The organism is Paenibacillus sp. F4, from assembly GCF_002894905.1.
GTDB classification, from domain to species: Bacteria; Bacillota; Bacilli; order Paenibacillales; family Paenibacillaceae; genus Paenibacillus; species Paenibacillus polymyxa_B.
On sequence record NZ_POVS01000014.1, the window covers coordinates 229122 to 254660 of the forward strand.

The window sequence follows — 25539 nt, forward strand, 5'->3', positions numbered from 1 at the left end:
TAAAATCAAATTGTAAACGTTTACAATTTGATTTTTGGAAAGACATGTTGCATCAAGCTACTACAGAATGCACTGCATCATAGTGAGGCTACAGGAGAAAAGTCCAATGAAACAAAAAAATAAGGTTATTTTTATGGACATCCAAACGCACGAGCAAAACCATATCGGTCAGCGAGCACTTCAAAAAGTGGGAAGACATGGACAAGATGTATGAAGCTTCACTTACTGTATAGGGATACCAAAGCAGTCGGAGTGCCAATGTAACTAGTAATACAATTACGATTGGCGGCAATAATGGCACCAGAAACCAAGAGATCGAGCTCGTTGTAACAGTATGACGGGACATGGGATGCTTATATTGACTATTTGGAGATCGACTAAAATTTCAAATCTAGTAAAGAGTTGAATCGGTTCGGAGTATCGGAACATCCATACTATATTAAAATAGCTAGGAGGTAGACCCATGTTTATAGCTAAAGCAGGAAAATGGACGGCGATTATGTCAATCACCTTGTCTTTATTCACAGGCTCGCTGGTGATCTCGAGCAACCAGGCGCTTGCGGCTGATTGCTCGAGCGGTTATGTAGCGTTAACCTTCGACGATGGTCCCAATCCCTCTAACACCAAAGCGCTGCTTAGTGCTCTGAAGCAAAACGGTTTACGCGCGACGCTCTTTAATCTTGGACAAAACGCGCAGAATAATCCTTCGCTTGTACGTGACCAGCAAGCAGCAGGCATGTGGATCGGTAATCATTCATGGTCACATCCGCATATGACACAACTGAGCACATCGCAGATGTCATCGGAAATTACACGCACGCAGCAAACGATACAGTCCATTACTGGCACGGCACCAAAGTTGTTCCGTCCTCCGTATGGCGAGACCAACGCAACCCTCAAATCCATTGAGACCCAAAACGGTCTTACCGAAGTATTGTGGAACGTTGACTCCCAAGACTGGAACGGCGCCTCCACCGCACAGATCGTAGCTGCTGCGGGCAAACTTAAAAACGGCGATGTGATCCTGATGCATGATCAGTACCAGACTACACTCCAAGCTATTCCACAAATTGCACAGAACCTCAAAAACCGTAACCTTTGCTCTGGTATGATCTCACCAAGCAATGGCCGGGCGGTAGCGCCTGATGGCGGAAACGGCGAAACGCCGCCAAACAAAGGCACAAAAGTGGAAGCAGAGAATATGACCAAAGGCGGTCAGTATACTTCAAATATCAGCTCGCCGTTCAACGGAGTGGCTTTATACTCCAACAATGATTCAGTGAAATTCACACAGAATTTTACCAGCGGCACCCATAGTTTTTCACTCCGTGGTGCTTCAAATAATTCCAACATGGCCAAAGTTGACTTGAAAATTGGTGGACAAACGAAGGGTACCTTCTACTTCGGCGGGAGCAGTCCTGCGGTCTATACTTTAAACAATGTCAGCCATGGAACCGGAAATCAAGAGATTGAGCTTGTTGTAACAGCCGATGATGGGACATGGGATGCTTATATTGACTATTTAGAGATCATCTAATTTTAAAAAAACAAAATCCCGGCGGGATCTTCCCAGCCGGGATTTTTGTCTATATCCTTTTTACAACATTCTCAATGTAAAAATAACAAAATCTTGAAAATTGCAATCTGTTGTATAATGGCGGGTAACAACTAGAAGTCGCTATAAAAATATTCATAAGAGATGCAGGTGATGGCGATGGAATGGTATTTTGCATACAAAGACGAATTGGAAAAAGTATTTCGTCAAGCGGAGGAACGGACGTCCACGTTTCCAGCTCCCTTTCAGCAAGAGGGGTTGGACTATCTGGCGCGTTTTAATCCGTTGCGGGAAGACAGCACGCGTAATTACATATGCTATTTGCTTCCATTTTGGCTGCAAGAACTCACCGGACTCCCCCCCAAAACATGCCGCAAGCTGTCACTTGGCAACGTGTTCGTCATGGCCCACTATTTAATTCAAGATGATGTGATGGACACAGCAGCAGACAACCGTAAAACGCAACTTGCCTTAAGCCAGCTATTCTATACCGAGTGTCTAAGCGTATATCGGGACCTTTTTCCGGCAACCTCTCCTTTTTGGTCATATGCTCGAACGTATGTTGATGAATGGGCCGTTAGTGTGATATCCGAAGGAACAGAGGACTATTTTCAAGGAGAAAGAAATAAGGTCGCGCTGAAAGCAAGTCCATTAAAAATGGCCGGAACGGGTGCTTTACTGCTCGCAGGCCGTGCTGATCTGATCCAGACTATTACAAATATGACGGACTTGGCGCTACTCGTGCTTCAAATGTCGGATGATTGGGCGGATTGGTCAGAAGATTTGGTCGAACATAGCTATAACTGTCTTTTGTCCCATATCAGTGCCGAGCAGAAGACAGCTTACTGTGAAGGATTGGGACCTCAACAGATTCAGGAAGCGATTTATGTACGCGGTGCGCTCGCCAGCTATGTGAACATTGCCGATCAAGCAGTCCAACAGTTAGAGACCCTGGAGCCTTCTATCCACGGCCTACGTAGCTTTGCACATTCTATCACAGCAGAACTGGGCGAAGTGGCGGCGGAAATTGAAGGCGGACGCTCGCATTTGAGAAGAGGCGGACTTGATTACTGGCTCTCCAAAAATATGAAATAATGCTAGATTTTTCTGAGTCTTTCGTGGTATACTGACTAGGTAAATATAACCAATTGAATGAGAGGGTGATTTTTGATGGCTACTGAAGTTCTTCAAACACAAGTCATTCAAAAAGCTTGGGAGGATGCCAGTTTTAGAGAAAAGCTGATGACAGATCCCAAATCTGCAATTCGTGATGTGTTAGGAGTCGTGATCCCCGATCATATCCAAATCAAAACGTTAGAGGAAACACCTGATCAGTTTTATCTGGTAATCCCCCCAGACCCCTCCGGCGTGCTCGCTGCATCCCAGAAACCTCGCTCGATGTGGTAAATTAGTTGTTAATGCTTATTTAATCTATATTCCTTAATCTCATGTGGGTGGGCTCAGCAAGCTTCCCTCCGTTTTCTCCGAATGCAAAAAAGCCGGATATTATCCGGCTACGGGGAAGCGGATGGTCGCTTCTGTTCCCACCCCTTTTGCACTTGTAAAAGTTATTTTGCCATTCATCGTTTCAATAATCCGAAAAGTCACCATCATCCCCAAACCCGTGCCCTTTGTCTTATTCGAGAAATAAGGCTCACCTAGTCTGGATAAAGTCTGAGCATCCATCCCTTCACCATTATCCCGAATATGAATGACCGCTTCTCCGTTATCCACATAAGCCCATATATGAATATGACCCTGGTCTCGCAGCGCTTCAATACTGTTTTTGATGATATTGATGAACGCCTGCTTGAACTTGGAGGAATTCCCACGTACTTTGATTTCCTGGGGAATATCCAGCGAAATTTTTCCACCTTGCAAATTAGCCATTGGACTGATGATTCCCTCAATATGTTTGAATTCGTCCAATATGGTCAACGTTTTGGTTTGGTCAAACTCTGGCTTGGCAAAAGTCAGAAAATCTGTAATAATCGCGGAAGCTCGATCCAGCTCCTCCAGAGCGATATGTAGATAGTCTTTATTTTTACCATCCTCCTGCTTGCTCATCAACTGAAGAAATCCACGTGTAACCTGAAGGGGATTACGTACCTCATGAGCTACAGATGCAGCCAAATCGCTAATAATCTCCATTTTCTCCGAACGTTGAAGCTCATTATTGAACATCTCCAGTTCTCTGGAATACCGAACCACCTGCTTGTGCTTTTCTGCCAGCCTTCTGCCCAAAATCGCGATCAACGCCAGTACAAAACCGAACACGCCCCATTTCCACAAAAACATATTGTAGTGTCCGTCCAGAATAAAGAACCAGCTCAGTTCGCCGATAGAGATGACTGCAAAAAATGCAAAGCCTGTCGATAAAATGATCGCTTCGTGATCACCCTTAAGTGCCATGCGGACCGAAGCAAATACCAGCAGTATCATTAAGGCGACGAGTAATATACCCAGGATCACTACACTAAAAAAATAATATATATCGTTCAACCGCTCCTGTGCTCCTAAATTCACAATCATCATGGTAAAGCAGAACAAAGAGTAGGCGGTTAACAACTTTCTGAATTTGCGAATCAGTATAATCGAATTGATATTTTGCTCAAAAAAGTAGGCTAATGAAGGTAGCAGAATAAATAGTGCCACATCAAAAAGTTGTAAGTACAGCTTTCCATAGCCGCGATAGAATGTATACAAGAATGGTGAATACGTTACGATCATCAGACCAATAGACAATACAATCGCACTTAGGGACAGCCACATGGCCATACTCGGACGGAACAGGAAAAATGAGCAGATCAGTAGTACCAGGGCGATAAAGATAAACGTACTGCCCAGTACAATATCTAAAACATCCATTCTGACCAAGGTCCCCAACAAATCACGATAATCACCGGTCATCACATTGCCGATAATGCCCAGTCTATTCTTACTGCTTTCCGTCCATATGTATAATGTTTTACCGCTGTCTTCCGGCTTCAGCGGAATCAGAATACGATTATTCTCATAATTGTACCCACGGTAGGATTCGTAAAAATTGGTCCCATCTTTATACAGCGTAATATGCCTGCCATAAATATTTTCAAAAAGTACCGCTGGCGTTTCATCATTTAGCGAAGGTAACTTCATACGAATCCAAGCAGATCCTTTATTACCGGGCTGCCTAAGCAGTTGTGTATCATCTTCAATATGCATCCAGACCTTGCTGGGATCCTTTACCTCATCTAAAGAGCCATCCTCGTTTACCGCTCCCCATCTCATATCCCAGGAGGGTATTTTATAATCCCTTTCCGGGGTCATTTTGGCCGCATAGGTGGAGTGGCCCAGCGACAACAGTATCACAATGACCGCTAGCAGGGCGGCGACAGCTTTGGGCACATGCCTCATATTAAGCACCTCAAAGTTACATAGTAGGATTTACAAGTTTGTATACGTTTTAACATTTTTTACGTCTTGAAATTATATTATTCTATACGATGATGTGCATACCTTCTTCATAAGAAGGGTATCATGTTCTTTTTACTCATTTTTTGTAAAATCTTCATATTGATTAATGATCATTTCCTGTTCGCGCCGCTCCTTCTGCTCTCTAAGCCCCAACCATGGTTCAGAATCTTCATCTTCATAGATCGTCCAAATATCGGAAAATAAGTAATCGCGTATTTCTACTATTTTTCCAGCCTGTCCGCCATCTGTCCAGTATAAGCCTTCCGGGCGCCGAATGAGGGTGCGGGAAAATCCCGGGGTAGATGCCTTTTGACCTACTCGGATACGACTAATCATCGGACCAAACATGTACCATTCCAATTCATATCCCTCCCTATCTTCTTTATCATATCACAGCAGTTACCAAAAAAACGCTAATTGAGAATGGGCATATCCCTATTCGCATGATTTTAACTTCCTACAGACACACTAACTCAAGGTTTAGCCGTTCTTCTGTTTGGGTAAGGTCGGAATAAGCAACAAAAAGTAAAGGAGCTGAGTAACATGGCCAATCGTGATGATCGAACTACTGAGCTACATGACAATGATTTTGAGCCTTCTCTGCAAAATGCAGAAACCAACTGGGAGAATCTGACGGAAGGGCCAGATACTCCTCTGGAGGACGTCCCAGATGCCGATGAACTGACACCGAACAGTCCTGTTGATCCTTCTGCTCCTGCCGAATTCCTGCATGGTACCGATTTGTTGAATGGTACCGATGGGGATGAAGAAGAGCAACTGGACAGCGACGATATGCTGGATTAACATTAACCACTTCATTTTATCAGGTGAAAGAAAACGGTTACCAATTCTGGTATGCGGGTAATGAAGTGTATAACAGAAAGGAGTTGACTGATCTCCTATGTATAAAGATCCGATGTCTCAGGCCGATATGGAGTATAAGCGCTACAAAACCTTGAATCCTGTGGAAGCAGACGAACGTAGGACCGCGGACAAGACAATTACGGACGATATTTCGGCCGAAGATAACCCACGAGGAGTCGCATCTGCGAAGCCCGAACCCAGGGATCAAGGAAAATGAAAGGACCGATAGGGAAATGCAAAAAAGGTGCAACCTAAGCCACGCAGATGATACGTGGCTTGAGTGCACCCTTTTTGTACTTCATATGTTTACAATGGCAGCAATACTACTGTCGATTTGGCTTCCAATCCCTCTACCATTTCGTTCCAGGCAGCAGGCTTGTTCGGCAATACTGTATAGTAACGACGCAGGAAAGCTGCCACCAATTCGGCGCTCACTTCTTCCACGCTATCATCCTCAGGCATAAAGCCTAAATTCAGCCCTTCTACTGCTACTCCATCGTTATTCCAGGACGGATGTACATAGTCCAGGTCCAATCGCTTATAGCCCAGATGAGATAGCACCTCACGTCGCACGTACGGGTCCATTGGCTTGACACCACCAAAGGTATGCTCGTTGCCACGGTAAGGGTCATAGATTTCAGCAAACATCCCCTGCAACTGCTGTCCACTGGCCTGAGCAAGCGCGTGCAAGTCATTCTGACGTCGTGTCCAAAGAAAACGGCCAATGCCCAGTCCCGGTTGTCCGATGACCGTAAAATCTGTCATAGCTACATTAAAGTCCTCATAATAACGATACTCTGTTGCACCGACTACCTTATCGTCCTGTACCGCAACAAAGACACGAATACCCGGGTCTTCCAGTGGTTCCTTCCACAGGCTGTACTCCAGCACTTCCTCTGGTGGAAATACTTCCTGCATTAGCTGATGCATGCTCGCAAACAAGGGGTCTTCAATATGAGTAATGCGATGATATTCCATAGGACACACTCCTCTTCAATTAGTGATGGGTATGAAACGGATTTCGCCATTCCATGAGGGCAGCATAATTACGCGATTGTTCATCATCCAAATAATTCGGCAGGATGCAGACAGGCACCCGTCCGCAACGAAGTAGAAAAGTTAATACCGGGTCCTTCAGTTCACCAGACACTACGGCATCCACATACGCTTCTGCGCTCAATTGGTCGGCATGATGCTGATAACCAGGCATACGGCCCGCGCCCAGCAAACGATCCAGTCTCCGTTCAATCACAAGATGATATAAGGAAAAAATCAGCCATTTACCCAGACCCAATCTGCGGTAAGCAGGACGTACCGCTAAGTCAATCACATACAGCGCCTTAGCGTCCTCACAGTGTGTACGAATATAACCGTCGTCCGCAACTTCCTCCCATGTATGCTGAGGATGTTCGGGGTTATAATGCATCAGCAGGCTGGTTACCGAACCCGCCAGTTCCCCCTCAATTTCCACACACAGCGCTCCATCTGCAAAATGCTCTATCTGGCTGGCAATCTGCTCCCGGCTCCATAACAGCTCCTGCGGATAAGGTGGCGGGAAGCTCTCCAGCTGAATACGCAGCAATCCCTCATAATCGGCTGTAGAATAATTACGAATCACCGCCCGAAGCGGTCGATCGCCGTCAAAGATGAACCATTCTTTGCGATACATGGCTTATTTCCTTTCATTAGCTCCAGTCTGTGTACAAATCTGTTCTACGATCACGCCAGGTTGTCACCGAGCCACGCTCGCGTACATCGTACAACAGCTGCAAATCGAGATCTGCTGTCACAATCATATCGTTGTTCAGTTCACCCTCCACCATAATGCCGCGTGGCGGAAAAGGAATGTCATTGGGTGTAATGACTGCGGCTTGCCCATAATTGGCACGCATAAAATCAACCGTAGGCAAAGAGCCGACAGTCCCCGTCGAAACGACATACACCTGATTTTCAACCGCTCTGGCGTGGCTTGTATACCGTACCCGGTAAAATCCGTGACGATCGTCCGTACAGGAAGGGCAGAAAATAATATCTGCTCCCTTCGCCTTCGCCATGCGAACGATTTCGGGAAACTCAATATCATAGCAGGTCAGCATCGCTATGGTGCCCTTGGACGTCTCAAACACATTTAGTCCCTCACCGGGAGCCATATTCCATTCATGCACCTCAGTCGGTGTAATGTGAATTTTGTCCTGGGTGGCCACGCGTCCGTCCGGGTAAAACAAATGTGCCGTATTATATAAACGTTCGTTTCGCCTAATTACATGAGTGCCGCCAATAATATGCATCCCGGTTCGACGGGCGAACGAAGTGAATAATTCAAGGTACCGGTCGGTAAAATCCGGCAGGTCGTTGATCGTCAAAGCTTTGCCTTTACTCTCACCGATCGACATAAGCTGGGTCGTAAAAAACTCGGGAAACAGGACAAATTCCGCGCCAAATTCCTCGGCTGTTTTAATATAATGCTCCGATTGCAGGGCAAATTGCTCGAATGAGTCAATCGTATGCAGATGATATTGAACCGCCGATACTCTGATTTTGCTCATAATTCCTCCTCGGACATCACGTCTTTTAGATTGCAAGGGGGTCCCGTTGCTGTTCACATTATAACCGATTCAAAACGGTGCGAAAACTGAACCTGATAATCAGGGCTTGCCTTCTGCACCTACTTTGTTTAAAATAAGGTCAAATCTTTTGAATACCATGAACAAAGACAGCGACGGAGACAAGTAAACGTCTAACGGATTCCCACAGAAAGGTACGAATTGCTGAGAGCGTACCGCAATCCCGCGTTGAAATTCACTCCCGAGTCGAGCCTTGAACCGACAGAAGGATTCATTCCTTTGTCCGCAGTAGAGGTTTCCGGAAGCCCCCGTTACGGGCATCAAGCTCAGAAGTTACTGCCGTCGACTGAACGACGTTGACGATTCGTATGTATACTTCTGTAATTAGGGTGGTACCACGGCATTCGTCCCTTGCGACGAGTGCCTTTTTGTGTTATTTTCTGCAAAAAAGTCTATGGGCTGACAGAAAAAACAAATTTAAATTCGGGAAGGGTGTACTGTATGTCTACAAATGAAAATTCTTTGGAGCTGCTGCGTGAACAGCTCGATGCTACAAATTTGCAATTGCTGGAGCTGCTGTCCCAACGCGCTGAACTGGCGGGACAACTTGGAAAATTGAAGGAAGCTCAAGGGGTACCTGACTTTGATCCGGTACGTGAGCAACAAATGCTGGACAAGCTGATCGCGGCTAACCGTGGGCCTTTTGACGATGCTACGATTCGCCAGCTGTTCAAAAATATTTTCAAGGCTTCTTTGAACTATCAAAAAGAAGAACACAAAAAACATCTGATCGTCAGCCGCAAAAATCAACCGGATAGCACTGTTATTAAGGTTAAAGATACGCTGGTGGGCGGCAAAGCCTCCATCATGGTCGCAGGTCCCTGCTCGGTAGAAAGCTACCAGCAAACTCGTGAAGTAGGTGCGGCTCTCAAGGAAGCCGGTGTGCCGATTCTTCGTGGTGGCGCGTTCAAACCACGTACGTCTCCGTACGATTTCCAAGGACTGGGCGTGGAAGGACTGCAAATTCTCAAACGTGTAGGCGACGAGTTCGGGCTGGCTACAATCAGTGAAATCGTCGATCCAAGACATTTGGAGGAAGCGATCCAATACATCGACATTATTCAAATTGGTGCGCGCAACATGCACAACTTTGAGTTGCTCAAAGCTGCGGGTGAAACCAGAACTCCGGTTCTGCTCAAACGCGGACTGGCTGCCACTATGGAAGAGTTCCTTCATGCTGCTGAATACATCGTTTCCCGTGGTAACACGCAAGTCATGCTGATTGAACGCGGTATCCGTACGTACGAAAAATGGACGCGTAACACGCTGGATATTTCTGCTGTTCCGATTTTGAAAAAGGAAAGCCATCTGCCTGTATTGGTGGACGTGACTCACTCCACAGGACGTAAGGACATCCTGGCCCCTTGCGCCAAAGCTGCCTTGGCTGCTGGAGCCGACGGTATCATGGTGGAAGTCCATCCGAACCCAGCAGTCGCTTTGTCCGATGCTCAGCAACAGCTGAACATTCCTGAGTTCCACAACTTCCTGTCTGAAGTCAAAGAATCCGGTTTATTCAAAGCGTAAAACTAATTTTATGCCGGGATTCATAAACCGCTTTCATTTTCTCGGATTATGTTGTAGAATCTAAACAGGATTGTGACTGATCATGCAGGCAAAACCTAGATATATGTATGCGCCATTTCTATGGATGCATATATGTATTTAGGTTTTTTTTATATCTTGAATCATGAATAAAAAGGATGCTCGCATGGTTATAATCCTAAAACATCCTGGAAACGTTCAGAGAGGGGAACAGAAATGAGAGAAAGAAAAGGGTTAAGCATTTTTTTATTAGCCATGATATGTATTTTGATCATCAGTGGTTGCAGCGGCGGAAAAGCTCCTGCTGTTGCAAAGGATGAAAGCGCTGCTCCAGCAAAAGAACAAGTGGACAATAAAGTAGAAACTAAAGCGACGAAGGCCAGAACGGTTATTACAACCGATGGAGAAGTCGATGATATGAATTCGGTTATTCGCTTCCTCCTCTATTCTAATGAAATGGACTTGTCTGGTATCGTATTGACCAGTTCCGTGTATCATTATGCAGGTGATGAAAAGGCCGGCATCAAGCCATTTAGATGGACTGGAACTCAATGGGTAACGGATATGATCGATGCTTATGGAGAAATTTACCCTAATCTAACTAAACAAGCCGAAGGATATCCAAAGCCTGAATATATTAAAAGCGTTACCAAGATAGGCAATATTTCATACAAAGGTGAGATGGACAAAGAAACAGAAGGATCTAATTTCCTTAAAAATCTCTTCCTAGATGATGACAAAAGAGATTTATATGTACAAACCTGGGGTGGCACAAATACTACAGCCAAAGCTTTAAAATCTATTGAGGACGAATACAAAAATACAGCTCAATGGGCTGATATCCAAAAAAAGGTGAGCGATAAGCTCGTTCTATATATCATTTTGGATCAGGATGACAGCTACAATAAGTACATCGCAAAGAATTGGCCAGACATCAGAATTATTAATGATCAATCTAACTTCTGGCATTTCGCTTATGCTTGGAAAATGCATACAGAAGAAGTAAACAGCAAGTTGCACGGGGAATGGAACTTCAAAAATATTAAAGATGGTCATGGGAAGTTGCTCAATATGTATGCCTTGATGGGCGATGGCAATATCATCAAAGGCGAGTTGGATGAAGAACAAAGAGGCAGTGAAGCCTACTTAAAGAAAAATCCACAATACGACAAGTATGACTTTATTTCTGAAGGTGATTCTCCATCCTTCTTCTATTTAATTGATAACGGATTGCGGAGTATGGAAAACCCATCCTATGGTGGCTGGGGAGGTCGTTTCGGTGTCGTTAACGATAAATTATTTAGAAATACCGTGTTAGATTATGATGTGCATACGAAAAAATTCGAAGCAGAATATTCTCTGATGCGTTGGTTTGATGATATTCAAAATGACTTTGCTGCTCGTGCAGATTGGGCTATTGCATCCGACTACAAAGATGCCAACCATAATCCAACGTTGACCATTAAAGAAGGATTAGACCTAACCGCTAGTCCAGGGGAGAAAATAACCCTGCATGCAGAAGGTTCAGATCCCGACGGTAATCAATTGACCTATAAATGGTGGAGATATTTTGAAGCAGACACGTATGAGGATTCTAAAGTAAAACCAGCACAAGTTAAACCTGAATTGCTGGGGGAAATGCAGCTTGGGCTTCATCGAGAAGTAGCTAAAGGCGAGAAAGTAAACACGATTGACTTGCAAGGTAGTGATACGAATGCAGTTAGTTTCACAGTTCCTGCAGATGCTAAGTCAGGGAATACGCTTCATATCATTGCAGAAGTACAGGACAATGGAAAACATCCTTTAAAGCATTATCAACGTGTGATTGTAACCGTAAAATAATTGAACACAACATCCAATAAAATTAGGCCCATGGAATAACACTCCATGGGCCTGTTTATTTTTGCACATCGGACCTCAGACAATCTCTATACACGTTTAATGCTTTTTTCAGTCAAAGGAACATAATATCCTTTGCCATTCGGACCCATAGCAAATTTATTGCGAAGATGGATTAGATTAGGGCCGAATTTCGCCTCTAATTGTTCACGGAACTCATATAGGATTTCCATGATATAAATATCATGAATAATCACTTCTGTAATCGGCATCACCAGACCCGGATGTAACGTCCATGCAGCGCGGCTGTCATCACCAAGTGAAAGTATGCCAGCTACGACCTCCCGGTCGTCTACGCTAAGTACAATCCACCGACCACCAATTTCAGACGTAATCTCCTCACTCATATCATGGCGGTAAACATTAGCGAAATCAAAATTAAGCTCCCCATACGCTACAATGATCACTTCAATTCCTTGTTGAGCGACTTGCTCTAAGGCATCTCGGAACACCTCGGCATCCTCTTTCCAAATTTCCAATAAAATTCGGTGTTTTGCTCCCTTTACCCCTTCATTTATGCGATTGATAATGGCTTCATACCCCGAAATATTCCATATATTCTCTCTATTTTGAAATGATGCTGTGTACTGCTCCAAACTCTCTTGCGCCACATTGAAAATCTGCTCTGCTTTGCGTTTTCTCTGGGCAATCAATTCATGTGGCGGGAGCGGCACATACAGAGGCGTATTTTCTTGACTGACCATGATATCCCCACGGTTGACCATTCCAGACAAAACCTCGTAAATTTTGGATCTCGGTACCCCGGAATTCAATGAAACGGCGTATCCCGAAAGTGGAGAGCTTTCCAATAAGGTCACATAAGCCTTGGCTTCATATTCACTAAAATTCAAATCCCGTAGAATTTCTAATATATTTGGTTTTGGTTTCATGACGTCTTCTCCTCAATTCGTGTTCATCCTTACTATATCACTTCCCCTTGACAAAAACTGATATACACACTATCTTTTTAGTAACGTTTTTATAGTAGTCACTTTAGTAGCTACTATCATCATTTCACAGGGGATTACCTCAGGGAGGATTTAACTTGAACAAAGTCATAGCTCATCACAGCGAAAGCAGCCGGATTTACTACGGTTCTACGATTCTGGCCCTATTGATCTGGAGTACATCGTTTATTGCCACCAAAGCAGCCTACACGACGTTCCCCCCTCTTACCTTGGGTCTATCCAGATTTATTATAGCTTCCGTTGTGCTAGGTATCGTTTTGCTGATTAAAAAAGAACATATCAAAGTAAAGCCAAAAGATTTGGTTACGATTTCGTTTAGTGGTGTTTTGGGAATCACTCTCTATTTTTCAATGGAGAATATAGGGGTTAGCCTGACTACCGCTTCCAACGCAGCATTAATTGTTGCATCATATCCCGCAATTACATCGCTGCTTGAACTTATTTTGTATAAAGTGAAAATATCCAAATATAAAATTTGCGGCATAGCACTGGCCATGATCGGGGTATATTTCTTGACTTCAGTTGGCGAAAGTTCGGGTAGTAAGAATCAACTAATCGGAAATTTAATATTAATTGGAACGGGTTTTGCGTGGGCGTTTTACACTTTCATGACGCGCAAGGTAGTGGACAAATATCCGCCTGTGACGTTATCTTTTTATCAAACTGTTGCAGGAAGTATCTTTTTTATACCGTTGGCTCTATTAGAAAAGGATAGTTGGCAGGCTCCGACAACAGGATCGTTTATGTTGTTAGTATATTTGGGCGTATTCTGCTCCGTTATCGCTTTTTTGCTTTACAATTACGGATTAATCAAGCTGTCACCGAGCAGTTCCGTTTCTCTGATGAATTTGGTTCCGATATTTGGAGTCTTATTTTCTGTGTTGCTTTTGCAAGAAACGATTACATGGCGCCAAATCATTGGTGGTTTGGTCGTCATTATAGGTGTCCTACTGAGTGCTCATCAAACGAACCGTACCTAAAATGGTAGATTGCACACTAGTTATAAAAGTTAAGATAAGCATCGTTGTTATAGGTATTAGCGCTACAGTACAAGGGCGAGTGACCTCACCAAAAGTTTCTCGCCCAGTCGGTTGCATTTATGCAGTCGGCTTTTTTTCTTTTATATAAAAAAGGTGGTTATATTGATTGATGAGGTTATCCATAATTACAGACTGTCTGAGCACACTGGCATGATTAAAACCATGTTTTGCTTGCAAAATGTACAGCTTTTGGCGAGCTTTCTCAAGCTGTTGACACAAAATGTCGTCTCTTATCATAATATATCCCTCCTTGTCATATTATCAGTGTAGAGGGTTATGAATAAGTATACTAAAAGTAAAGGTTTGGGATAATTATCTAATAACACAAAAAAAGACCTGCTCTATGAGCTCTAAGGTTGTCCTCTTCGACAATTCTGTGTGATTCGCTTACCCGGCAGAATGAATATCCTGATCCGTGACGTTCTTCTTGGCTGAAACCGGGAACACGTTTTTCCCCTTCACCCCTAGCAACAACGCTGCAAGCAGCAATATGCCACCGTTTAACACAAAGATCCAGCGGATCGGCATCCAACTGCCAAGCATGCCGCCAATCAACGGCCCCGCCATTGTCGCGAGTTGAGTGGCTGATTGGCTCAAGCTAAAGGCTCGTCCGCGAAACTCCGGCTTGGTGACCTCCACAGTCATTGCGTTGATAGCAGGCATGACGGACGCATAAAACAACCCATATCCAAACCGAAGCGCACCAAAACCAATAAAGTTGGTTACATAAAATTGTAGGATATTCCCGATTCCCGAACCGATCAGCCCAATCAGCAGCACGTGTGCAAATCCGGTTCGTCCTCCAATCCGTCCCCATCGGGGAGCCATCAGCACCGCCGCAATGCCTACGGCTGAGAATACAATCCCGGAACTTAGAGATGCTTGGCTGCGGTCAACTCCCATTTCAAGCACATATACCGTAATTAACGGTTCCAGTATCATAACGGAAAAGGTACTTAATCCCGCTAGAATAAGCAAAAAGTACAAAGGCCGATTAGCAATAGCCTCCTTGATATCATCACGAACATGCGAGCGGGTACTGGTTCCCTTGAAGCTGTCCTCTCTAGCGCCAAAGGTCGCAATTAACGCAGATACCAGTACAAGAGCCGCAGAGAAAAAAAAGGCATTCCGATTGCCATAATAATGGCTCACCACACCGCCAATCAACGGACCTATAATGCTGCCTGTCGCCCCAGCGGTCGCCATAATACCGAGTGCATAGCCGGTTTTCTCCTCAGGTGAACCCGTTCCGACCAGCGCAATCGCAGCAGGAATAAACCCGGATAGAAGGCCTTGAAACAACCGTACTCCTACGAACACATATGGATCTGTCACCAAAGCACATATCAGGTACAACACCGCCAGGCTAAAGCCTGAACGAATCAGCATCGGTTTGCGTCCATACTTATCCGCAAGCGAACCCCAAAATGGGGCAATCAGCGCGCTGGCTAAAAAAGTAACTCCAAAGGCAATCCCCGACCACAGTTCCAGATGATCATTTACGCCCATTTCCGTATTCAGAAATATAGGTAAAAACGGAATTGACACGGAATAGGCCATGCTGCAAAACAATACTCCAATCCACAAAATGACCAGGTTTCGCTTCCAATATAGATGCATGATGCCACACGTCCCTTCTGCTCATTCCATTATTACCCTCTAAATTAGAAAAGTCTACCGCCCCCTCATCCTTCAATCGTGGAACAACCGTGAAGAAGCTGATATAATCGAATGGAATGGAGTTGATGACATGGCTAAGAAGAGAAATTCGTCTTCCCCTGCTCCTGCGGCTCAGGACAAACCTGCTACGTTAAAAGATCTGTTGAGTCAGGACGTGCTGAATAAACTTAAGGCTCAAGCCAATGAAGCCCAAGCAGAACAGGACAAACGTAAAGAAGACGAACGGCAGCGTGCCGTCGAAGCAAAAAAAGCTGAACAGAAGAAGCTGGATAACAACTTTGAGCATCTGCTGAATAACAGCAATTTGGACTGGCACAAATACAAATAAGCCAAAACCACAACGGTTTTGGCCTATCTTTACGCTTTATGTTATAGCCAGTCACGAATATGTTGTACTGAGTACAGCACCCCTACCCAAACCGGCAGACTGAACGCCATACCCCATATGAGACCTTTCGCCAGCTTTTTGTCTACCTCCATCATGATCCTGCCCCTTTCCTTGGGAATAGCAGCAGTATGGGTCAAGAATACGGTTTTCAAACCCGTATTTCCTTATCCCCAGCAAAAAAGGTATGATAGAAAATGGAAAAGTGTTCTGCGCTGCCCCCAAACTTTAAATTAGGATGTTACACCATCCAACCTTTCAGGAGGAATATCAATGAACCGAAAAACGATACGCCCATGGTACACGCTTTGCCTACTGGCCATCATGCTCGTGCTGGTTGCTGGATGCGGTACAAAAGCGGCCGATGTGGAAGCCGCCAGCCGGACAAGCACTACAACTCCTGCTGCGACTAAAGACAAGAACAAGGCTGTTTCCCATCCGATTGTCACGATTGTCATGAATGGTGGCAAGAAAATTAAGCTTGAGCTGTATCCGGAAGTAGCACCGAACACGGTTAACAATTTCATTTCTTTGGTGCAAAAGGGAGCCTATAACGGTACCATTTTCCACCGTGTTATCCCAGGCTTTATGATTCAGGGTGGTGATCCGCAAGGTAACGGTACAGGTGGCCCCGGCTACAGTATCAAAGGCGAATTCAAGAGCAATGGTGTTAACAATACACTCAAACATACACGTGGCGTATTATCCATGGCCCGCTCAGCGGATCTGGATTCGGCTGGATCGCAATTTTTCATCATGGTTGCCGATGCGGACTACCTCGACGGTCAATATGCCGCTTTCGGTAAAGTAACGTCCGGGTTGGATGTGGTCGATGCTATCGTCAATTCCAAACGGGATAGCAATGACAAACCGATCAAACCGGCTACGATGAAAAAAGTCACTGTGGATACGCTGGGTAAAAAATATCCAGCTCCAGTCAAAGTAAAGTAATATCTGGATGATAACAACGGCCCTGTGCATATGCATGGGGTCTTTGTTTGGCTGCTGCCTCTGTGATGTAGTAAGAGTATATACACAAAAGGAAGCGTTTTCAATCATTATTTTTAAAGTTTTTTTCCGTTATAAAAGCCGCCAGTGTTCGACAAAAAAGCTACTGTATGAGCAGTAAATTCGTCTAATTGGACTTGGTCTCGACTGAACGAATACCTTCCATCTCTTGAAGCAGTGACAGCAGTTCCTCCACTCCCTCTGACCGGGACAGCTTTAAAAGCATATGAATGACCAACTGCTCACCGTTATTGATGCGCTCGACGTGAAAGCTGTGAATCGTCAGCTTCTTGTGCTTCAGCAGTTCTTTGATCCGATTCAGTACGCCCGGCTCATTGTCGACCTGAACAACCACTTGTTGCGTGGACGGGGTAGCCATCTGATAAAAACGACTATGGAGCAAGGACTGAGCCGCTAAAATAAACAACGTTACACCTGCACCAAGCCCATACATCCCTGCACCTACGGCAATACCGATTCCGGCGGTAGTCCAAATGCCTGCGGCAGTGGTCAGTCCTTTAATTCTATTTTTTTGTGTAAAAATCATCCCTGCGCCGATAAAGCCCACTCCACTTATAACCTGTGCTGCTATTCTGGAAGGGTCCAGCGACAGGTTAGACCAGACGGCTTGATCCTGAAAACCATATTTGGATACCACCATCATGAGCGCTGCGCCAATACCGACAATAAAATGCGTGCGAATGCCCGCCTCCTTCATCCGACTTTTGCGCTCATAGCCGATTAATGCGCCGCATAATCCTGCAAACATGACCCGAATCAGGTAATCCCAATCCCACATACTTTTTTCACTCCACTATAGTTTATGTTTTGAAAGATGTTACCTCAAAGTATACAATTTAAAAATACTACGGCAAATGAGCCATTTATACAGCTGTTATTTTGTTATTACCCAAATTTTAAGGAACCCTCACTTCATCCTCTGGCAGATTACGATGTGCCTTCCTTCCCTTGAGCAACCACAGCTCCGGTGTATCCTGTACACCATCAAGGCGCAAGCTGAACGCCCCCGCTGGTAAATTGCGTACACGCAGCAATAGACGGTTTCCGTCTGCTACGGCATCCACAAGCTCCAGCAACGTTAGTGAATCGTTCCTTAGGTGACGGCTCAGGTCGCATGTTGTACCTGCTCTGTCCTCCCGGCTCCAAATACGCAGCTCATCTACAGACGGCGTGGCAATTCGCTTGCTGAAAGAAATAACCACCTCATCTTCGGCTGAACGTTCCGCCCTAAGCGGTTTGGGCGGCTCATCGTACATGTAACCACCCACATGGTATTCATAGGCGGTCCAAGCGTCGTATTCGTCCTCCAGGGCGGTAGCCCCGAACCGCCGCGTCCACTCGCGGTCTCGAACCATCCGCGCGAGCGAACCGATATCCGCCTGCACCCCGAGGGGCAGGCCCGGATAAGCGGCGCGAATCGACTGCGCGATGCGGGCGTAGCCGCGAATATACTGTGGCGGCAGACGGCGGCGCATCCAGTCCGGCCAATGGGTCTGGAGTACGTGCATATCCGGGGCGACGCACCCGATCATGGCTACCGCGTCCAGACCCTGCCATTCCCGTAGCTGGCCTGGGACATCGCCGCGTCCGCTCACAGCAAGCGACCATGTCGCCACGCAGATGTCCGGCCGGACATCACGCACACCGCCTGCGCCGTTCACCAGCTCGCTGATCAGGCCGTTCACGGCGTCCACACGCAGATCAACCCACTGCGCGTACAGCTTCGGAACCTTCCGGTAATAATTCCGCGCATGCTTGTCGCGAAAATCTGGAATGTTCTCACCGCTATGCTCGCGAAAGGCACGCTGTGCATGCGGCCCAATATCCCCATACACTCCACTGCGCAGCCCGTTCCATTCGGGGAAATAAGGCTCCGCCACCTCGAACCCGTCGAACGGAATGTCGGTGACGAGCCGGGCAGCGGCTTTCTTTTTCCATTCCACATACTCCTGGGCAAAATGTGAAAGCCGCTGAAATCCGTCGTTCGGTTCGCGCAGCAGCTCCATGCGCCATCCTCTCCACTCCGGCGGCAGCTGGGACACGCCAAAAGAGCCGTTGCCCAGCACCATCGCCCACACCGCTATGCCTCTGCGTTGAAAAGCAGCAACAAGCGCTCCATCCACTTCATTTTCACGCACGACAAAATAATGAACGGTCTGGTAGCCCGCAAGGGCGATCTCATCTGCTATACTGTCACGCGAACGGTTGGCGTAATAGGGAAACAACGGATCGATTTGAATACTGGGGCCGCTCAGTGCCCACGGTTTCATTTTTCCGGTCAGTGCTATAGCGTTTGTCGATTCGGGTCGGTCATTTGCGTTATAGCTCAATTCGATCCACCTCCGTCACTCGGTCTTTTTCATACTTGTTCCTGCTATATGTTTTTGCTATAAGTTCCTGCTGGTTCGCCTATGTTACCATATTTCGCAAATGGGATGAAATCCAGCTGTGACTGTTTCACCATCAACGTACAGAGGTATGGAATAACGAGTCAGGTTTAGTTTATGAACGGAATGGGAGGAATAGTCAATGGCAGAGCAGAGATTGCAAGGGAAGATAGCAGTGGTCAGTGGTGGAGGTTCAGGGATCGGCAAGGCGACCGCGATCCGTTTTGCAGAACAAGGTGCCAAGGTGGTCATGCTGGATCGGACACCCAAGCATGCAGAGGAGACCAAAGCAATCATCGAGCAGGCCGGCGGCGAGGCGCTTGTACTGGAATGTGATATATCCATGCCGGATATGATTCAGCAGGGGTTCGCTAAAGTCGTGGAAACGTACGGAAAGCTGGATATCGTGTTCGCCAACGCAGGCATTAACGGCACCATGGCCCCTATCGAGACACTGGAACTGGAGGAATGGGACCGCACGATGAACATTAATCTTCGCGGCACCTTTGCTACCGTCAAATATGCCGTCCCTTACCTGAAAGAACGCGGTGGCAGCATTATCATTACCAGCTCCATCAACGGTAATCGAACCTTTTCGGGTATTGGATTCTCAGCCTACGCCTCCACCAAGGCAGCTCAGGTTGCTTTTATGAAAATGGCAGCGCTGGAGCTGGCACGATACAAAATTCGGGTCAACGCGATATGCCCGGGAGCTATCGACACGCAAATTGACGATAACACGTACCCTTCCGAAGACTTGAAGAAGGTACAAATTCCAGTCGAATTTCCGAAGGGCGGAGAGCATCCGCTAGAGGATGCCCCTGGTGAGCCAGAGCAGGTTGCCAATCTAGTCCTGTTTCTCGCCTCAGACGAGTCATCTCATGTATCGGGTACGGAAATTTATGTAGACGGAGCAGAATCACTACTGCGTTAAGTATTAGAATGGGGAACGTTATACCCATACTACTGTTTAGGCATTCTTAGCAGCCTTATCCCTGGTCATATACTTGTGGAATAGGCTGCTTTTGTATGGCTTTACAACGGCTTTATATTGACCTGTCAGCACCAGGCAGAGCTCCTTTGCGAAAGCGGACATACAACCTGCCTCCCGGGAGCACCTCGAACAACAGCATCAGAAGCGAAAAGAACAGCAGTGCAATGGCTTCTTCTGCCAGAATGTACAGAGGATATGGCCCCAAAACATCCAATATCGACGGTGTTGACGGCTTTCCGGCTAGAAACATGTAGTTAGCACCGAGAGCATCGTCTACGATCCACACTATCAGCGCCAGGCCATTCAGAAAAAGCATCACTCCTCCCACACTCTTCCACGTCGGTCGGAGTCCTTCTATCCAGGTCATATACAAGGCTGCCAGAATAATAGCACTATGAGCTATGAAAAAATGGATAAAACGATAATGCGGAAATGCGTATGCCAAATTAGGCGTGAGTACTGCTTGAAGCGCCCCTCCAATTCCGGCAAAAAGAATGATCGGGTATAACCAGCGGCTTCGAAAAATGAGCATCAGGATAGACAGCAGCAGTGTCACACTGCACAGTTCTAATGGCAATGAGGTCTGCACATCCCAAATATGCTGCATCACATACCAAATATTCAGAGTCAGCTCTGACAGAATGAGGACTGTAATTAACAACCAGCGAATTCCCTCGCTTACGGGCTTGTTCGACCGAATCCATCCCCGAGTCAGCCACAGCATCAAAGCGCATACAATGAGTCCCAATATAGCCAACCCATGTGACGGAGTAAAAGCCTCGAACCCTTCTGGCGCGTTGGCATCTAACCAAGGCCCTGACCACGACCTATCCATAGCTAGCCCCCTTTGATCTCTTTCCCTCTTCGTTGCATTCTATTTTATAACCAATAGCCGATTATGTTCTAGCCGTGTTTCTTGCTTGTTCCATACCTTACCTTTATGATAAAAGATATTATATTCAAAGGAGAACCCTCATGGCCATTAATCGCCGATTAATTACAGATCAGGATTTCAGCGAGGCACTGGAACGTCATCTGCGTGTCCGGGTATTTCAGGATGACCAATTGATTGGCTCTGGCGGAATCATAATCCGTTTTGACGATCAAACCATCGTCGTGCAATCCAGCGTCAGTGATCTGGCTTACCACCCCAGAAACCAATGTGAGTTTTTTGAAATTAAAAAATAGCCACTATACACCGGGGAACCATTTTGCTGCGTTTTCCGGTGTATAGCGGCTATATTTTGTTTGATGTATATATCATGCCTCACATGAGGGTTCTGTTATAGTTGCATTCCACGTGTTTTCATCATGAGTTTATTCGTAAGCACTTTCAAATCCTCGGAAGAAGACGAAATTTCCTGCATAATTGCTGTCTCCTCATGAGCAGCTGTATAAATTTTGTGAGCTCCTTCAGAGAAGGCCCCTGACATTTGCTGAATACGATGGATCTGCTCAAAGGTTTGATCTACCCGATTCGTCTGCTCCGTCACGGCTTCTTCCATTAAACGGATGCTCTCGACAAATTCACGTACAATAGCGTTCAAACGGTTCAGCGTCTGATCCACAGAGCTTGTCCGTTCCGCCTCAGCACTGACCAACGACGTTTGCTGATGCATCAATTGTACTGTCTCTACGATTTGCGACTGCACACGGCTAACGATGGCATTAATTTCCTGCACAGACTCCGTACTTTGGGCGGCAAGTGCGCGAATTTGGTGAGCCACTACAGCAAATCCGTTCCCTTCTTCTCCCGCACGCGCCGCTTCTATAGAAGCATTCAACGCCAGCAGATGGGTCTGTTCCGCAATATCCTTCACGGTGCTTGTAATCGCTTCAATTTGGGAAGCTTCTTTTTCCAGTCGTGCAATCACCTGCTGCGAACGACCATGTGAGGCTGTCAGCTCTCCCATTCCATCCATCAGGGATGAAAATACAGCCTGCGTCGAATCTACTGAATGCTCCATATGGCCTGACAGTTCCAGCATATGCCCCGATTTGCTACGCATCATCTTAAAATCGCCCAGCATTCGGTCTGCTGTTTTAATAGATTGGGCAGATGCTTGCTTTTGCTGCTCTACGCCATTCAATATATCTTCTACCACCGAAGACATGGACTCAATTTGTGTAGTAGCCTGCACAATAGCCAAGCTCAGATTTTCCGCACTTTGCGAAGTTGTTCTGGTGCTGTACGAGATCTCATTGAACATATCTTTAATGTTCAGCATCATATGCCGAAATGCATCATACAGGACTTTGATTTCATCCTCCGAACGACGTTCAGGAATTACAACAGACAGGTTCCCCGCCGAAGCTTCCTCTGCCGCCTTTGCCAACCTAACAATTGGCCGTGTGAGTAATTTTGAGATCAACCAGCCCAAAATGCCACTCCACAGGACACCCAATAACAGAATGATCGAAGTGTACACCCATTCTTGTGTACCTTGAGCAAGCCAGTCCTTGAGTACAAAAATAAAAAAAGCGCTTGTTCCATAAGTTATTGCAGAAATTGAGACAAATGCAGTAACCATTTTCGTACCTAGTGACATCTTCATGTACTGTAGCCCACCCCAAAAAACTCAAATTTGATTCCATTTTACCATAAAATTGCTACATTTCTAGTAGAATTTTTCATAGACAGATATATTTATGAGCATAAAGATACAGAGTCTTAAGTCCCCTACCCTAACTACTGTTACCAGGCAGCAGCTTGCATCTTAAAATGGACGAATCGCGCTGCTACAAGCTTTACAGGCCATTCTTCACATTTTAAGCGAGCTGTTGCTTCACAAAGTCATTTTCCATTATTAAAAATCATTGTCATTTTTCTGTTCAACGGTTACTTTCTTAATCGCCTCAATTGTGTCTATTTGGTGACTATTTTTTTCCAGTACAGTAAACTCCCATAAACCCATGGTCAGCTTGTCTCCTTGCTGGATATCAAAACGCTCTGAAAGCATCCATCCACCAATCGTATATACGTCCCCGGCCTCAATATCCGTCTCCAAGCGCCGATTGACCTCATGAATGAGCGCCTGTGATTTGAGTATGTAGCGATGATCATCTTTTTTTGTAATGAGTGGAGTTAACGCTGCGGGGGTTTCGGTGTCGGTATAGGAAGGAATGTCTCCAACAATCTCCTCCATAATATCCTCCAGTGTGACAAGTCCAGATGTTCCACCATATTCGTCCACCAGCACCGCTACTGGAATGCGTCGCTTTTGCATCTGAACCAGTAGATCCCGAGCCTGAACCGTCTCAATAACCTGAAGCACCGGGTGAATATAAGAAGCCATCGTCGTATTCCCTGTGCTATGCCCACGTGCCAAATCATGCAGGGCTTCCTTGACGCGAATCATCCCGATAATACGATCCCGGTCTCCATGTTCAGCTACAGGTAGAAAATTATAAACTTTGTCCTCGATCAGCTCCATAAACTCGGCCACTGTTGCCTGGTGGGAGATGGAACGGATGTGGATGCGCGGTACCATAATCTCCTGCGCTGCACGGTCGTCAAAATCAAATACATTGTTCAGATATCGATATTCTGTCGGTGTAATTTCACCACTACGAAAGCCTTCAGATAACGCCAAACGAAGCTCGGCTTCACTGAGTGCTGCATCTTCTTCAGATACCTTTTTGAGCCCGAAGAGACCCGTAATGACACGCGAAGAACGACTGAGCACCCAATTCAGGGGATAGGTCATTTTATAAAATATCGTGATCGGACGGGCAAAAAACAATGCCATGGGTTCAGCAATCTGTATGGCAAATGTTTTCGGTACCAGCTCCCCAATGACCACCTCAAAATAGGTCAAGATCAAAAAAGCCAGCAAAAAGGAGAGCACTCCCGTCAGGCCTGCCGGAATATGAGCCAATACAAACAGGGGGTGTAGCAGATGTTCAACAGTAGATTCCCCTAGCCAGCCTAGCGCCATTGAGGTTAATGTGGTTCCGAGCTGACAAGCAGATAAATACTCGTCCAGCCGAGACAAAATATTTTTAACGGCTTTCGCATTTTTGTTGCCTTCAGAGGCCAATTGATTGATGCGAGATACCCGCACCCGAATAATGGAATACTCCGAGGCCACAAAAAACGCAGTTAATGCGATAAGTAATATAACCAGAATGATATTTATCGTTTCCATAGCCCTCTCTTGCTCCGTTCATAACGAAGCAAGAAGCACCCCCTTTGACATTCATTTTTGGATGGAACCATAACATAAGTAATGATGTCCATAATCGTGTATTACCCAAAAATGACAAGGAGTAGACTATGTATAACCCTGTTAGCGAATCGCCAGCGGACTCTTTTGCACGATATCTATCCATTGATCAGCTATCAACTGATGCCCAACCGCTGTCGGATGAACCCCGTCATGCAGCCAATAGGAAGCGTCCGCCTGGGTAGCGGCTTCGTTCAACATACTCTGGAGTGGCACAAATACGGCCCCAAATTCGTCCGCAAGCCGACGTACAATACGCTGGTATCCCGTTATTTTTTCTTGCCAAATGTCCCATCGCGCCTCGGTAGCTCCCGTTTTCAAAATAAACGGCTCGCACAGCACGAGTCCCAGATCAGGCATCACTTCACGCGTTTCTTCCAGAAGGTGGCGATAGGCTCGTTCAAATCGGTCCGTCACCCCGGATGGTTCCTGCTCCACGATCCGCCAGGCGTCGTTCACTCCGATTAGAATACTGAGCAGGTCCGGCTTCAGGCTAAACATGTCCTCATTCCAGCGTGCATACAAATCCGAAACTCGATCCCCCGAAATTCCCCGGTTCACAAATTCTGGCTGCGTGGTAGTCAAACGGCTCCCCAACGCACCTGCGATCAGATACACATAGCTCTGACCCAGCCAATGGTTCGCGTCCTCATTTCGTCCCCTTCCTCCATCTGTTATAGAATCTCCCTGAAAAAGAATACGTGCATGTTCTGTACTCGTCATCTTCCTAACTTCCTCCTTCGCATTTTCCAATAATACCCTTATCATACCTCGCATCTTCTAAATTATAAAGCGGTTTCAAAATATAGAAGAATTATAGATTTGCCATATGGCCGGATTCACTAGCTTTAATTATGGTAGGAATCCGGGGGCAAAGGCGATCAAGTCAT

Annotated in this window: 25 protein-coding genes, 1 pseudogene and 1 other annotated feature; of the genes and pseudogenes, 12 read left to right on the forward strand and 14 right to left on the reverse strand. The window is 46.0% G+C overall.

Going from position 1 to position 25539, the window contains the following annotated elements; all coding sequences use genetic code 11:
• Positions 1-140 precede the first annotated feature (140 nt).
• From C1T21_RS28045 to C1T21_RS16295, 4 genes and pseudogenes are all read left to right on the forward strand, one after another.
• Positions 141-338, forward strand: a pseudogene (locus tag C1T21_RS28045) (hypothetical protein); the annotation flags it as partial.
• 125 nt (positions 339-463) lie between these two features.
• Positions 464-1537 carry a polysaccharide deacetylase family protein gene (locus C1T21_RS16285; RefSeq protein ID WP_103048985.1) on the forward strand — a complete coding sequence of 358 codons (1074 nt, stop codon included), beginning with the start codon at positions 464-466 and terminating at the stop codon, positions 1535-1537.
• Positions 1538-1714: 177 nt separating this feature from the next.
• Positions 1715-2650, forward strand: coding sequence for a hypothetical protein (locus C1T21_RS16290; RefSeq protein ID WP_103049058.1), 936 nt, complete (start codon positions 1715-1717; stop codon positions 2648-2650).
• 75 nt (positions 2651-2725) lie between these two features.
• Positions 2726-2962, forward strand: coding sequence for an NHLP leader peptide family RiPP precursor (locus tag C1T21_RS16295; RefSeq protein ID WP_007429107.1), 237 nt, complete (start codon positions 2726-2728; stop codon positions 2960-2962).
• Positions 2963-3061: 99 nt separating this feature from the next.
• Here the strand turns inward: C1T21_RS16295 and C1T21_RS16300 are convergent, their stop codons facing one another.
• Positions 3062-4951 carry a sensor histidine kinase gene (locus C1T21_RS16300; protein WP_103048986.1) on the reverse strand — a complete coding sequence of 630 codons (1890 nt, stop codon included), beginning with the start codon at positions 4949-4951 and terminating at the stop codon, positions 3062-3064.
• A 132-nt stretch (positions 4952-5083) separates the two neighbouring features.
• Positions 5084-5371 carry a hypothetical protein gene (locus C1T21_RS16305; protein ID WP_103048987.1) on the reverse strand — a complete coding sequence of 96 codons (288 nt, stop codon included), beginning with the start codon at positions 5369-5371 and terminating at the stop codon, positions 5084-5086.
• 183 nt (positions 5372-5554) lie between these two features.
• Between C1T21_RS16305 and C1T21_RS16310 the strand changes: the two genes are divergently transcribed.
• Positions 5555-5815, forward strand: coding sequence for a hypothetical protein (locus C1T21_RS16310; RefSeq protein WP_025723196.1), 261 nt, complete (start codon positions 5555-5557; stop codon positions 5813-5815).
• A gap of 366 nt (positions 5816-6181) precedes the next feature.
• Here C1T21_RS16310 and C1T21_RS16320 read toward each other — a convergent pair whose 3' ends face one another.
• Genes C1T21_RS16320 through C1T21_RS16330 form a run of 3 tightly spaced genes read right to left on the reverse strand, consistent with a single transcriptional unit; the run spans position 6182 to position 8421 of the window.
• A complete protein-coding gene (locus tag C1T21_RS16320) occupies positions 6182-6853 on the reverse strand; it encodes a GNAT family acetyltransferase (RefSeq protein ID WP_103048988.1) in 672 nt (223 codons plus the stop codon).
• Positions 6854-6872: 19 nt separating this feature from the next.
• On the reverse strand, positions 6873-7544 hold the full coding sequence (locus tag C1T21_RS16325; protein ID WP_103048989.1) for a GNAT family N-acetyltransferase: 672 nt from the start codon (positions 7542-7544) through the stop codon (positions 6873-6875).
• Between the two features lie 16 nt (positions 7545-7560).
• Positions 7561-8421 carry a carbon-nitrogen hydrolase family protein gene (locus C1T21_RS16330; RefSeq protein WP_025723200.1) on the reverse strand — a complete coding sequence of 287 codons (861 nt, stop codon included), beginning with the start codon at positions 8419-8421 and terminating at the stop codon, positions 7561-7563.
• 161 nt (positions 8422-8582) lie between these two features.
• Positions 8583-8854: a binding site (T-box leader), on the forward strand.
• A gap of 86 nt (positions 8855-8940) precedes the next feature.
• Between C1T21_RS16330 and C1T21_RS16335 the strand changes: the two genes are divergently transcribed.
• Together C1T21_RS16335 and C1T21_RS16340 are read left to right on the forward strand one after the other, a co-directional pair.
• Positions 8941-10023 carry a bifunctional 3-deoxy-7-phosphoheptulonate synthase/chorismate mutase gene (locus C1T21_RS16335; RefSeq protein ID WP_013309063.1) on the forward strand — a complete coding sequence of 361 codons (1083 nt, stop codon included), beginning with the start codon at positions 8941-8943 and terminating at the stop codon, positions 10021-10023.
• Between the two features lie 234 nt (positions 10024-10257).
• Positions 10258-11883, forward strand: coding sequence for a DUF1593 domain-containing protein (locus C1T21_RS16340; protein WP_103048990.1), 1626 nt, complete (start codon positions 10258-10260; stop codon positions 11881-11883).
• An 86-nt stretch (positions 11884-11969) separates the two neighbouring features.
• Here the strand turns inward: C1T21_RS16340 and C1T21_RS16345 are convergent, their stop codons facing one another.
• Positions 11970-12830 (reverse strand): TrmB family transcriptional regulator, encoded by an 861-nt coding sequence (locus tag C1T21_RS16345; RefSeq protein WP_025723203.1) that lies wholly within the window; start codon positions 12828-12830, stop codon positions 11970-11972.
• 155 nt (positions 12831-12985) lie between these two features.
• On the opposite strand from C1T21_RS16345, the gene C1T21_RS16350 reads away from it, so the two are divergent.
• Entirely contained in the window at positions 12986-13888 is a 903-nt protein-coding gene (locus C1T21_RS16350) for a DMT family transporter (RefSeq protein ID WP_025723204.1), read from the forward strand.
• 117 nt (positions 13889-14005) lie between these two features.
• On the opposite strand, the gene C1T21_RS16355 is transcribed toward C1T21_RS16350, so the two are convergent.
• Together C1T21_RS16355 and C1T21_RS16360 are read right to left on the reverse strand one after the other, a co-directional pair.
• A complete protein-coding gene (locus tag C1T21_RS16355) occupies positions 14006-14185 on the reverse strand; it encodes an aspartyl-phosphate phosphatase Spo0E family protein (protein ID WP_061831220.1) in 180 nt (59 codons plus the stop codon).
• A 150-nt stretch (positions 14186-14335) separates the two neighbouring features.
• Positions 14336-15568, reverse strand: a complete 1233-nt coding sequence (locus tag C1T21_RS16360) for an MFS transporter (RefSeq protein ID WP_103048991.1) — start codon at positions 15566-15568, stop codon at positions 14336-14338.
• Positions 15569-15698: 130 nt separating this feature from the next.
• Here C1T21_RS16360 and C1T21_RS16365 point away from each other — a divergent pair, with 130 nt between their 5' ends.
• Together C1T21_RS16365 and C1T21_RS16370 are read left to right on the forward strand one after the other, a co-directional pair.
• Positions 15699-15956, forward strand: coding sequence for a YqkE family protein (locus C1T21_RS16365; RefSeq protein WP_023987317.1), 258 nt, complete (start codon positions 15699-15701; stop codon positions 15954-15956).
• Between the two features lie 330 nt (positions 15957-16286).
• Positions 16287-16964, forward strand: a complete 678-nt coding sequence (locus C1T21_RS16370) for a peptidylprolyl isomerase (RefSeq protein WP_103048992.1) — start codon at positions 16287-16289, stop codon at positions 16962-16964.
• Positions 16965-17148: 184 nt separating this feature from the next.
• Here C1T21_RS16370 and C1T21_RS16375 read toward each other — a convergent pair whose 3' ends face one another.
• Together C1T21_RS16375 and C1T21_RS16380 are read right to left on the reverse strand one after the other, a co-directional pair.
• Positions 17149-17820, reverse strand: a complete 672-nt coding sequence (locus C1T21_RS16375; protein WP_061831224.1) for an MgtC/SapB family protein — start codon at positions 17818-17820, stop codon at positions 17149-17151.
• 118 nt (positions 17821-17938) lie between these two features.
• Positions 17939-19312, reverse strand: a complete 1374-nt coding sequence (locus C1T21_RS16380) for an N-acyl-D-glucosamine 2-epimerase (protein ID WP_103049059.1) — start codon at positions 19310-19312, stop codon at positions 17939-17941.
• 259 nt (positions 19313-19571) lie between these two features.
• Between C1T21_RS16380 and C1T21_RS16385 the strand changes: the two genes are divergently transcribed.
• A complete protein-coding gene (locus C1T21_RS16385; protein ID WP_103048993.1) occupies positions 19572-20363 on the forward strand; it encodes an SDR family oxidoreductase in 792 nt (263 codons plus the stop codon).
• Positions 20364-20475: 112 nt separating this feature from the next.
• On the opposite strand, the gene C1T21_RS16390 is transcribed toward C1T21_RS16385, so the two are convergent.
• Entirely contained in the window at positions 20476-21258 is a 783-nt protein-coding gene (locus C1T21_RS16390; RefSeq protein WP_103048994.1) for a YwaF family protein, read from the reverse strand.
• A 140-nt stretch (positions 21259-21398) separates the two neighbouring features.
• On the opposite strand from C1T21_RS16390, the gene C1T21_RS16395 reads away from it, so the two are divergent.
• A complete protein-coding gene (locus C1T21_RS16395) occupies positions 21399-21611 on the forward strand; it encodes a hypothetical protein (protein WP_103048995.1) in 213 nt (70 codons plus the stop codon).
• Positions 21612-21706: 95 nt separating this feature from the next.
• Here C1T21_RS16395 and C1T21_RS16400 read toward each other — a convergent pair whose 3' ends face one another.
• From C1T21_RS16400 to C1T21_RS16410, 3 genes are all read right to left on the reverse strand, one after another.
• Complete coding sequence (locus C1T21_RS16400; protein WP_103048996.1) at positions 21707-22978, reverse strand: methyl-accepting chemotaxis protein; 1272 nt, start codon at positions 22976-22978, stop codon at positions 21707-21709.
• Between the two features lie 252 nt (positions 22979-23230).
• Positions 23231-24571, reverse strand: coding sequence for a hemolysin family protein (locus tag C1T21_RS16405; protein WP_103048997.1), 1341 nt, complete (start codon positions 24569-24571; stop codon positions 23231-23233).
• Positions 24572-24712: 141 nt separating this feature from the next.
• Positions 24713-25372 carry an SGNH/GDSL hydrolase family protein gene (locus C1T21_RS16410; protein ID WP_180984600.1) on the reverse strand — a complete coding sequence of 220 codons (660 nt, stop codon included), beginning with the start codon at positions 25370-25372 and terminating at the stop codon, positions 24713-24715.
• Between the last annotated feature and the right edge of the window lie 167 nt (positions 25373-25539).

What these genes read in the sequence shown, in the direction of transcription:
- C1T21_RS16380 (WP_103049059.1), bottom strand. Translation starts at nt 19,312, where the DNA reads ATGAAACCGTGGGCACTGAGCGGCCCCAGTATTCAAATCGATCCGTTG.
- C1T21_RS16385 (WP_103048993.1), top strand. Translation starts at nt 19,572, where the DNA reads ATGGCAGAGCAGAGATTGCAAGGGAAGATAGCAGTGGTCAGTGGTGGA.
- C1T21_RS16405 (WP_103048997.1), bottom strand. Translation starts at nt 24,571, where the DNA reads ATGGAAACGATAAATATCATTCTGGTTATATTACTTATCGCATTAACT.
- C1T21_RS16340 (WP_103048990.1), top strand. Translation starts at nt 10,258, where the DNA reads ATGAGAGAAAGAAAAGGGTTAAGCATTTTTTTATTAGCCATGATATGT.
- C1T21_RS16300 (WP_103048986.1), bottom strand. Translation starts at nt 4,951, where the DNA reads ATGAGGCATGTGCCCAAAGCTGTCGCCGCCCTGCTAGCGGTCATTGTG.
- C1T21_RS16410 (WP_180984600.1), bottom strand. Translation starts at nt 25,372, where the DNA reads ATGACGAGTACAGAACATGCACGTATTCTTTTTCAGGGAGATTCTATA.
- C1T21_RS16330 (WP_025723200.1), bottom strand. Translation starts at nt 8,421, where the DNA reads ATGAGCAAAATCAGAGTATCGGCGGTTCAATATCATCTGCATACGATT.
- C1T21_RS16400 (WP_103048996.1), bottom strand. Translation starts at nt 22,978, where the DNA reads ATGAAGATGTCACTAGGTACGAAAATGGTTACTGCATTTGTCTCAATT.
- C1T21_RS16295 (WP_007429107.1), top strand. Translation starts at nt 2,726, where the DNA reads ATGGCTACTGAAGTTCTTCAAACACAAGTCATTCAAAAAGCTTGGGAG.
- C1T21_RS16325 (WP_103048989.1), bottom strand. Translation starts at nt 7,544, where the DNA reads ATGTATCGCAAAGAATGGTTCATCTTTGACGGCGATCGACCGCTTCGG.
- C1T21_RS16290 (WP_103049058.1), top strand. Translation starts at nt 1,715, where the DNA reads ATGGAATGGTATTTTGCATACAAAGACGAATTGGAAAAAGTATTTCGT.
- C1T21_RS16365 (WP_023987317.1), top strand. Translation starts at nt 15,699, where the DNA reads ATGGCTAAGAAGAGAAATTCGTCTTCCCCTGCTCCTGCGGCTCAGGAC.
- C1T21_RS16360 (WP_103048991.1), bottom strand. Translation starts at nt 15,568, where the DNA reads ATGCATCTATATTGGAAGCGAAACCTGGTCATTTTGTGGATTGGAGTA.
- C1T21_RS16345 (WP_025723203.1), bottom strand. Translation starts at nt 12,830, where the DNA reads ATGAAACCAAAACCAAATATATTAGAAATTCTACGGGATTTGAATTTT.
- C1T21_RS16320 (WP_103048988.1), bottom strand. Translation starts at nt 6,853, where the DNA reads ATGGAATATCATCGCATTACTCATATTGAAGACCCCTTGTTTGCGAGC.
- C1T21_RS16335 (WP_013309063.1), top strand. Translation starts at nt 8,941, where the DNA reads ATGTCTACAAATGAAAATTCTTTGGAGCTGCTGCGTGAACAGCTCGAT.
- C1T21_RS16390 (WP_103048994.1), bottom strand. Translation starts at nt 21,258, where the DNA reads ATGGATAGGTCGTGGTCAGGGCCTTGGTTAGATGCCAACGCGCCAGAA.
- C1T21_RS16370 (WP_103048992.1), top strand. Translation starts at nt 16,287, where the DNA reads ATGAACCGAAAAACGATACGCCCATGGTACACGCTTTGCCTACTGGCC.
- C1T21_RS16355 (WP_061831220.1), bottom strand. Translation starts at nt 14,185, where the DNA reads ATGATAAGAGACGACATTTTGTGTCAACAGCTTGAGAAAGCTCGCCAA.
- C1T21_RS16395 (WP_103048995.1), top strand. Translation starts at nt 21,399, where the DNA reads ATGGCCATTAATCGCCGATTAATTACAGATCAGGATTTCAGCGAGGCA.
- C1T21_RS16310 (WP_025723196.1), top strand. Translation starts at nt 5,555, where the DNA reads ATGGCCAATCGTGATGATCGAACTACTGAGCTACATGACAATGATTTT.
- C1T21_RS16375 (WP_061831224.1), bottom strand. Translation starts at nt 17,820, where the DNA reads ATGTGGGATTGGGATTACCTGATTCGGGTCATGTTTGCAGGATTATGC.
- C1T21_RS16285 (WP_103048985.1), top strand. Translation starts at nt 464, where the DNA reads ATGTTTATAGCTAAAGCAGGAAAATGGACGGCGATTATGTCAATCACC.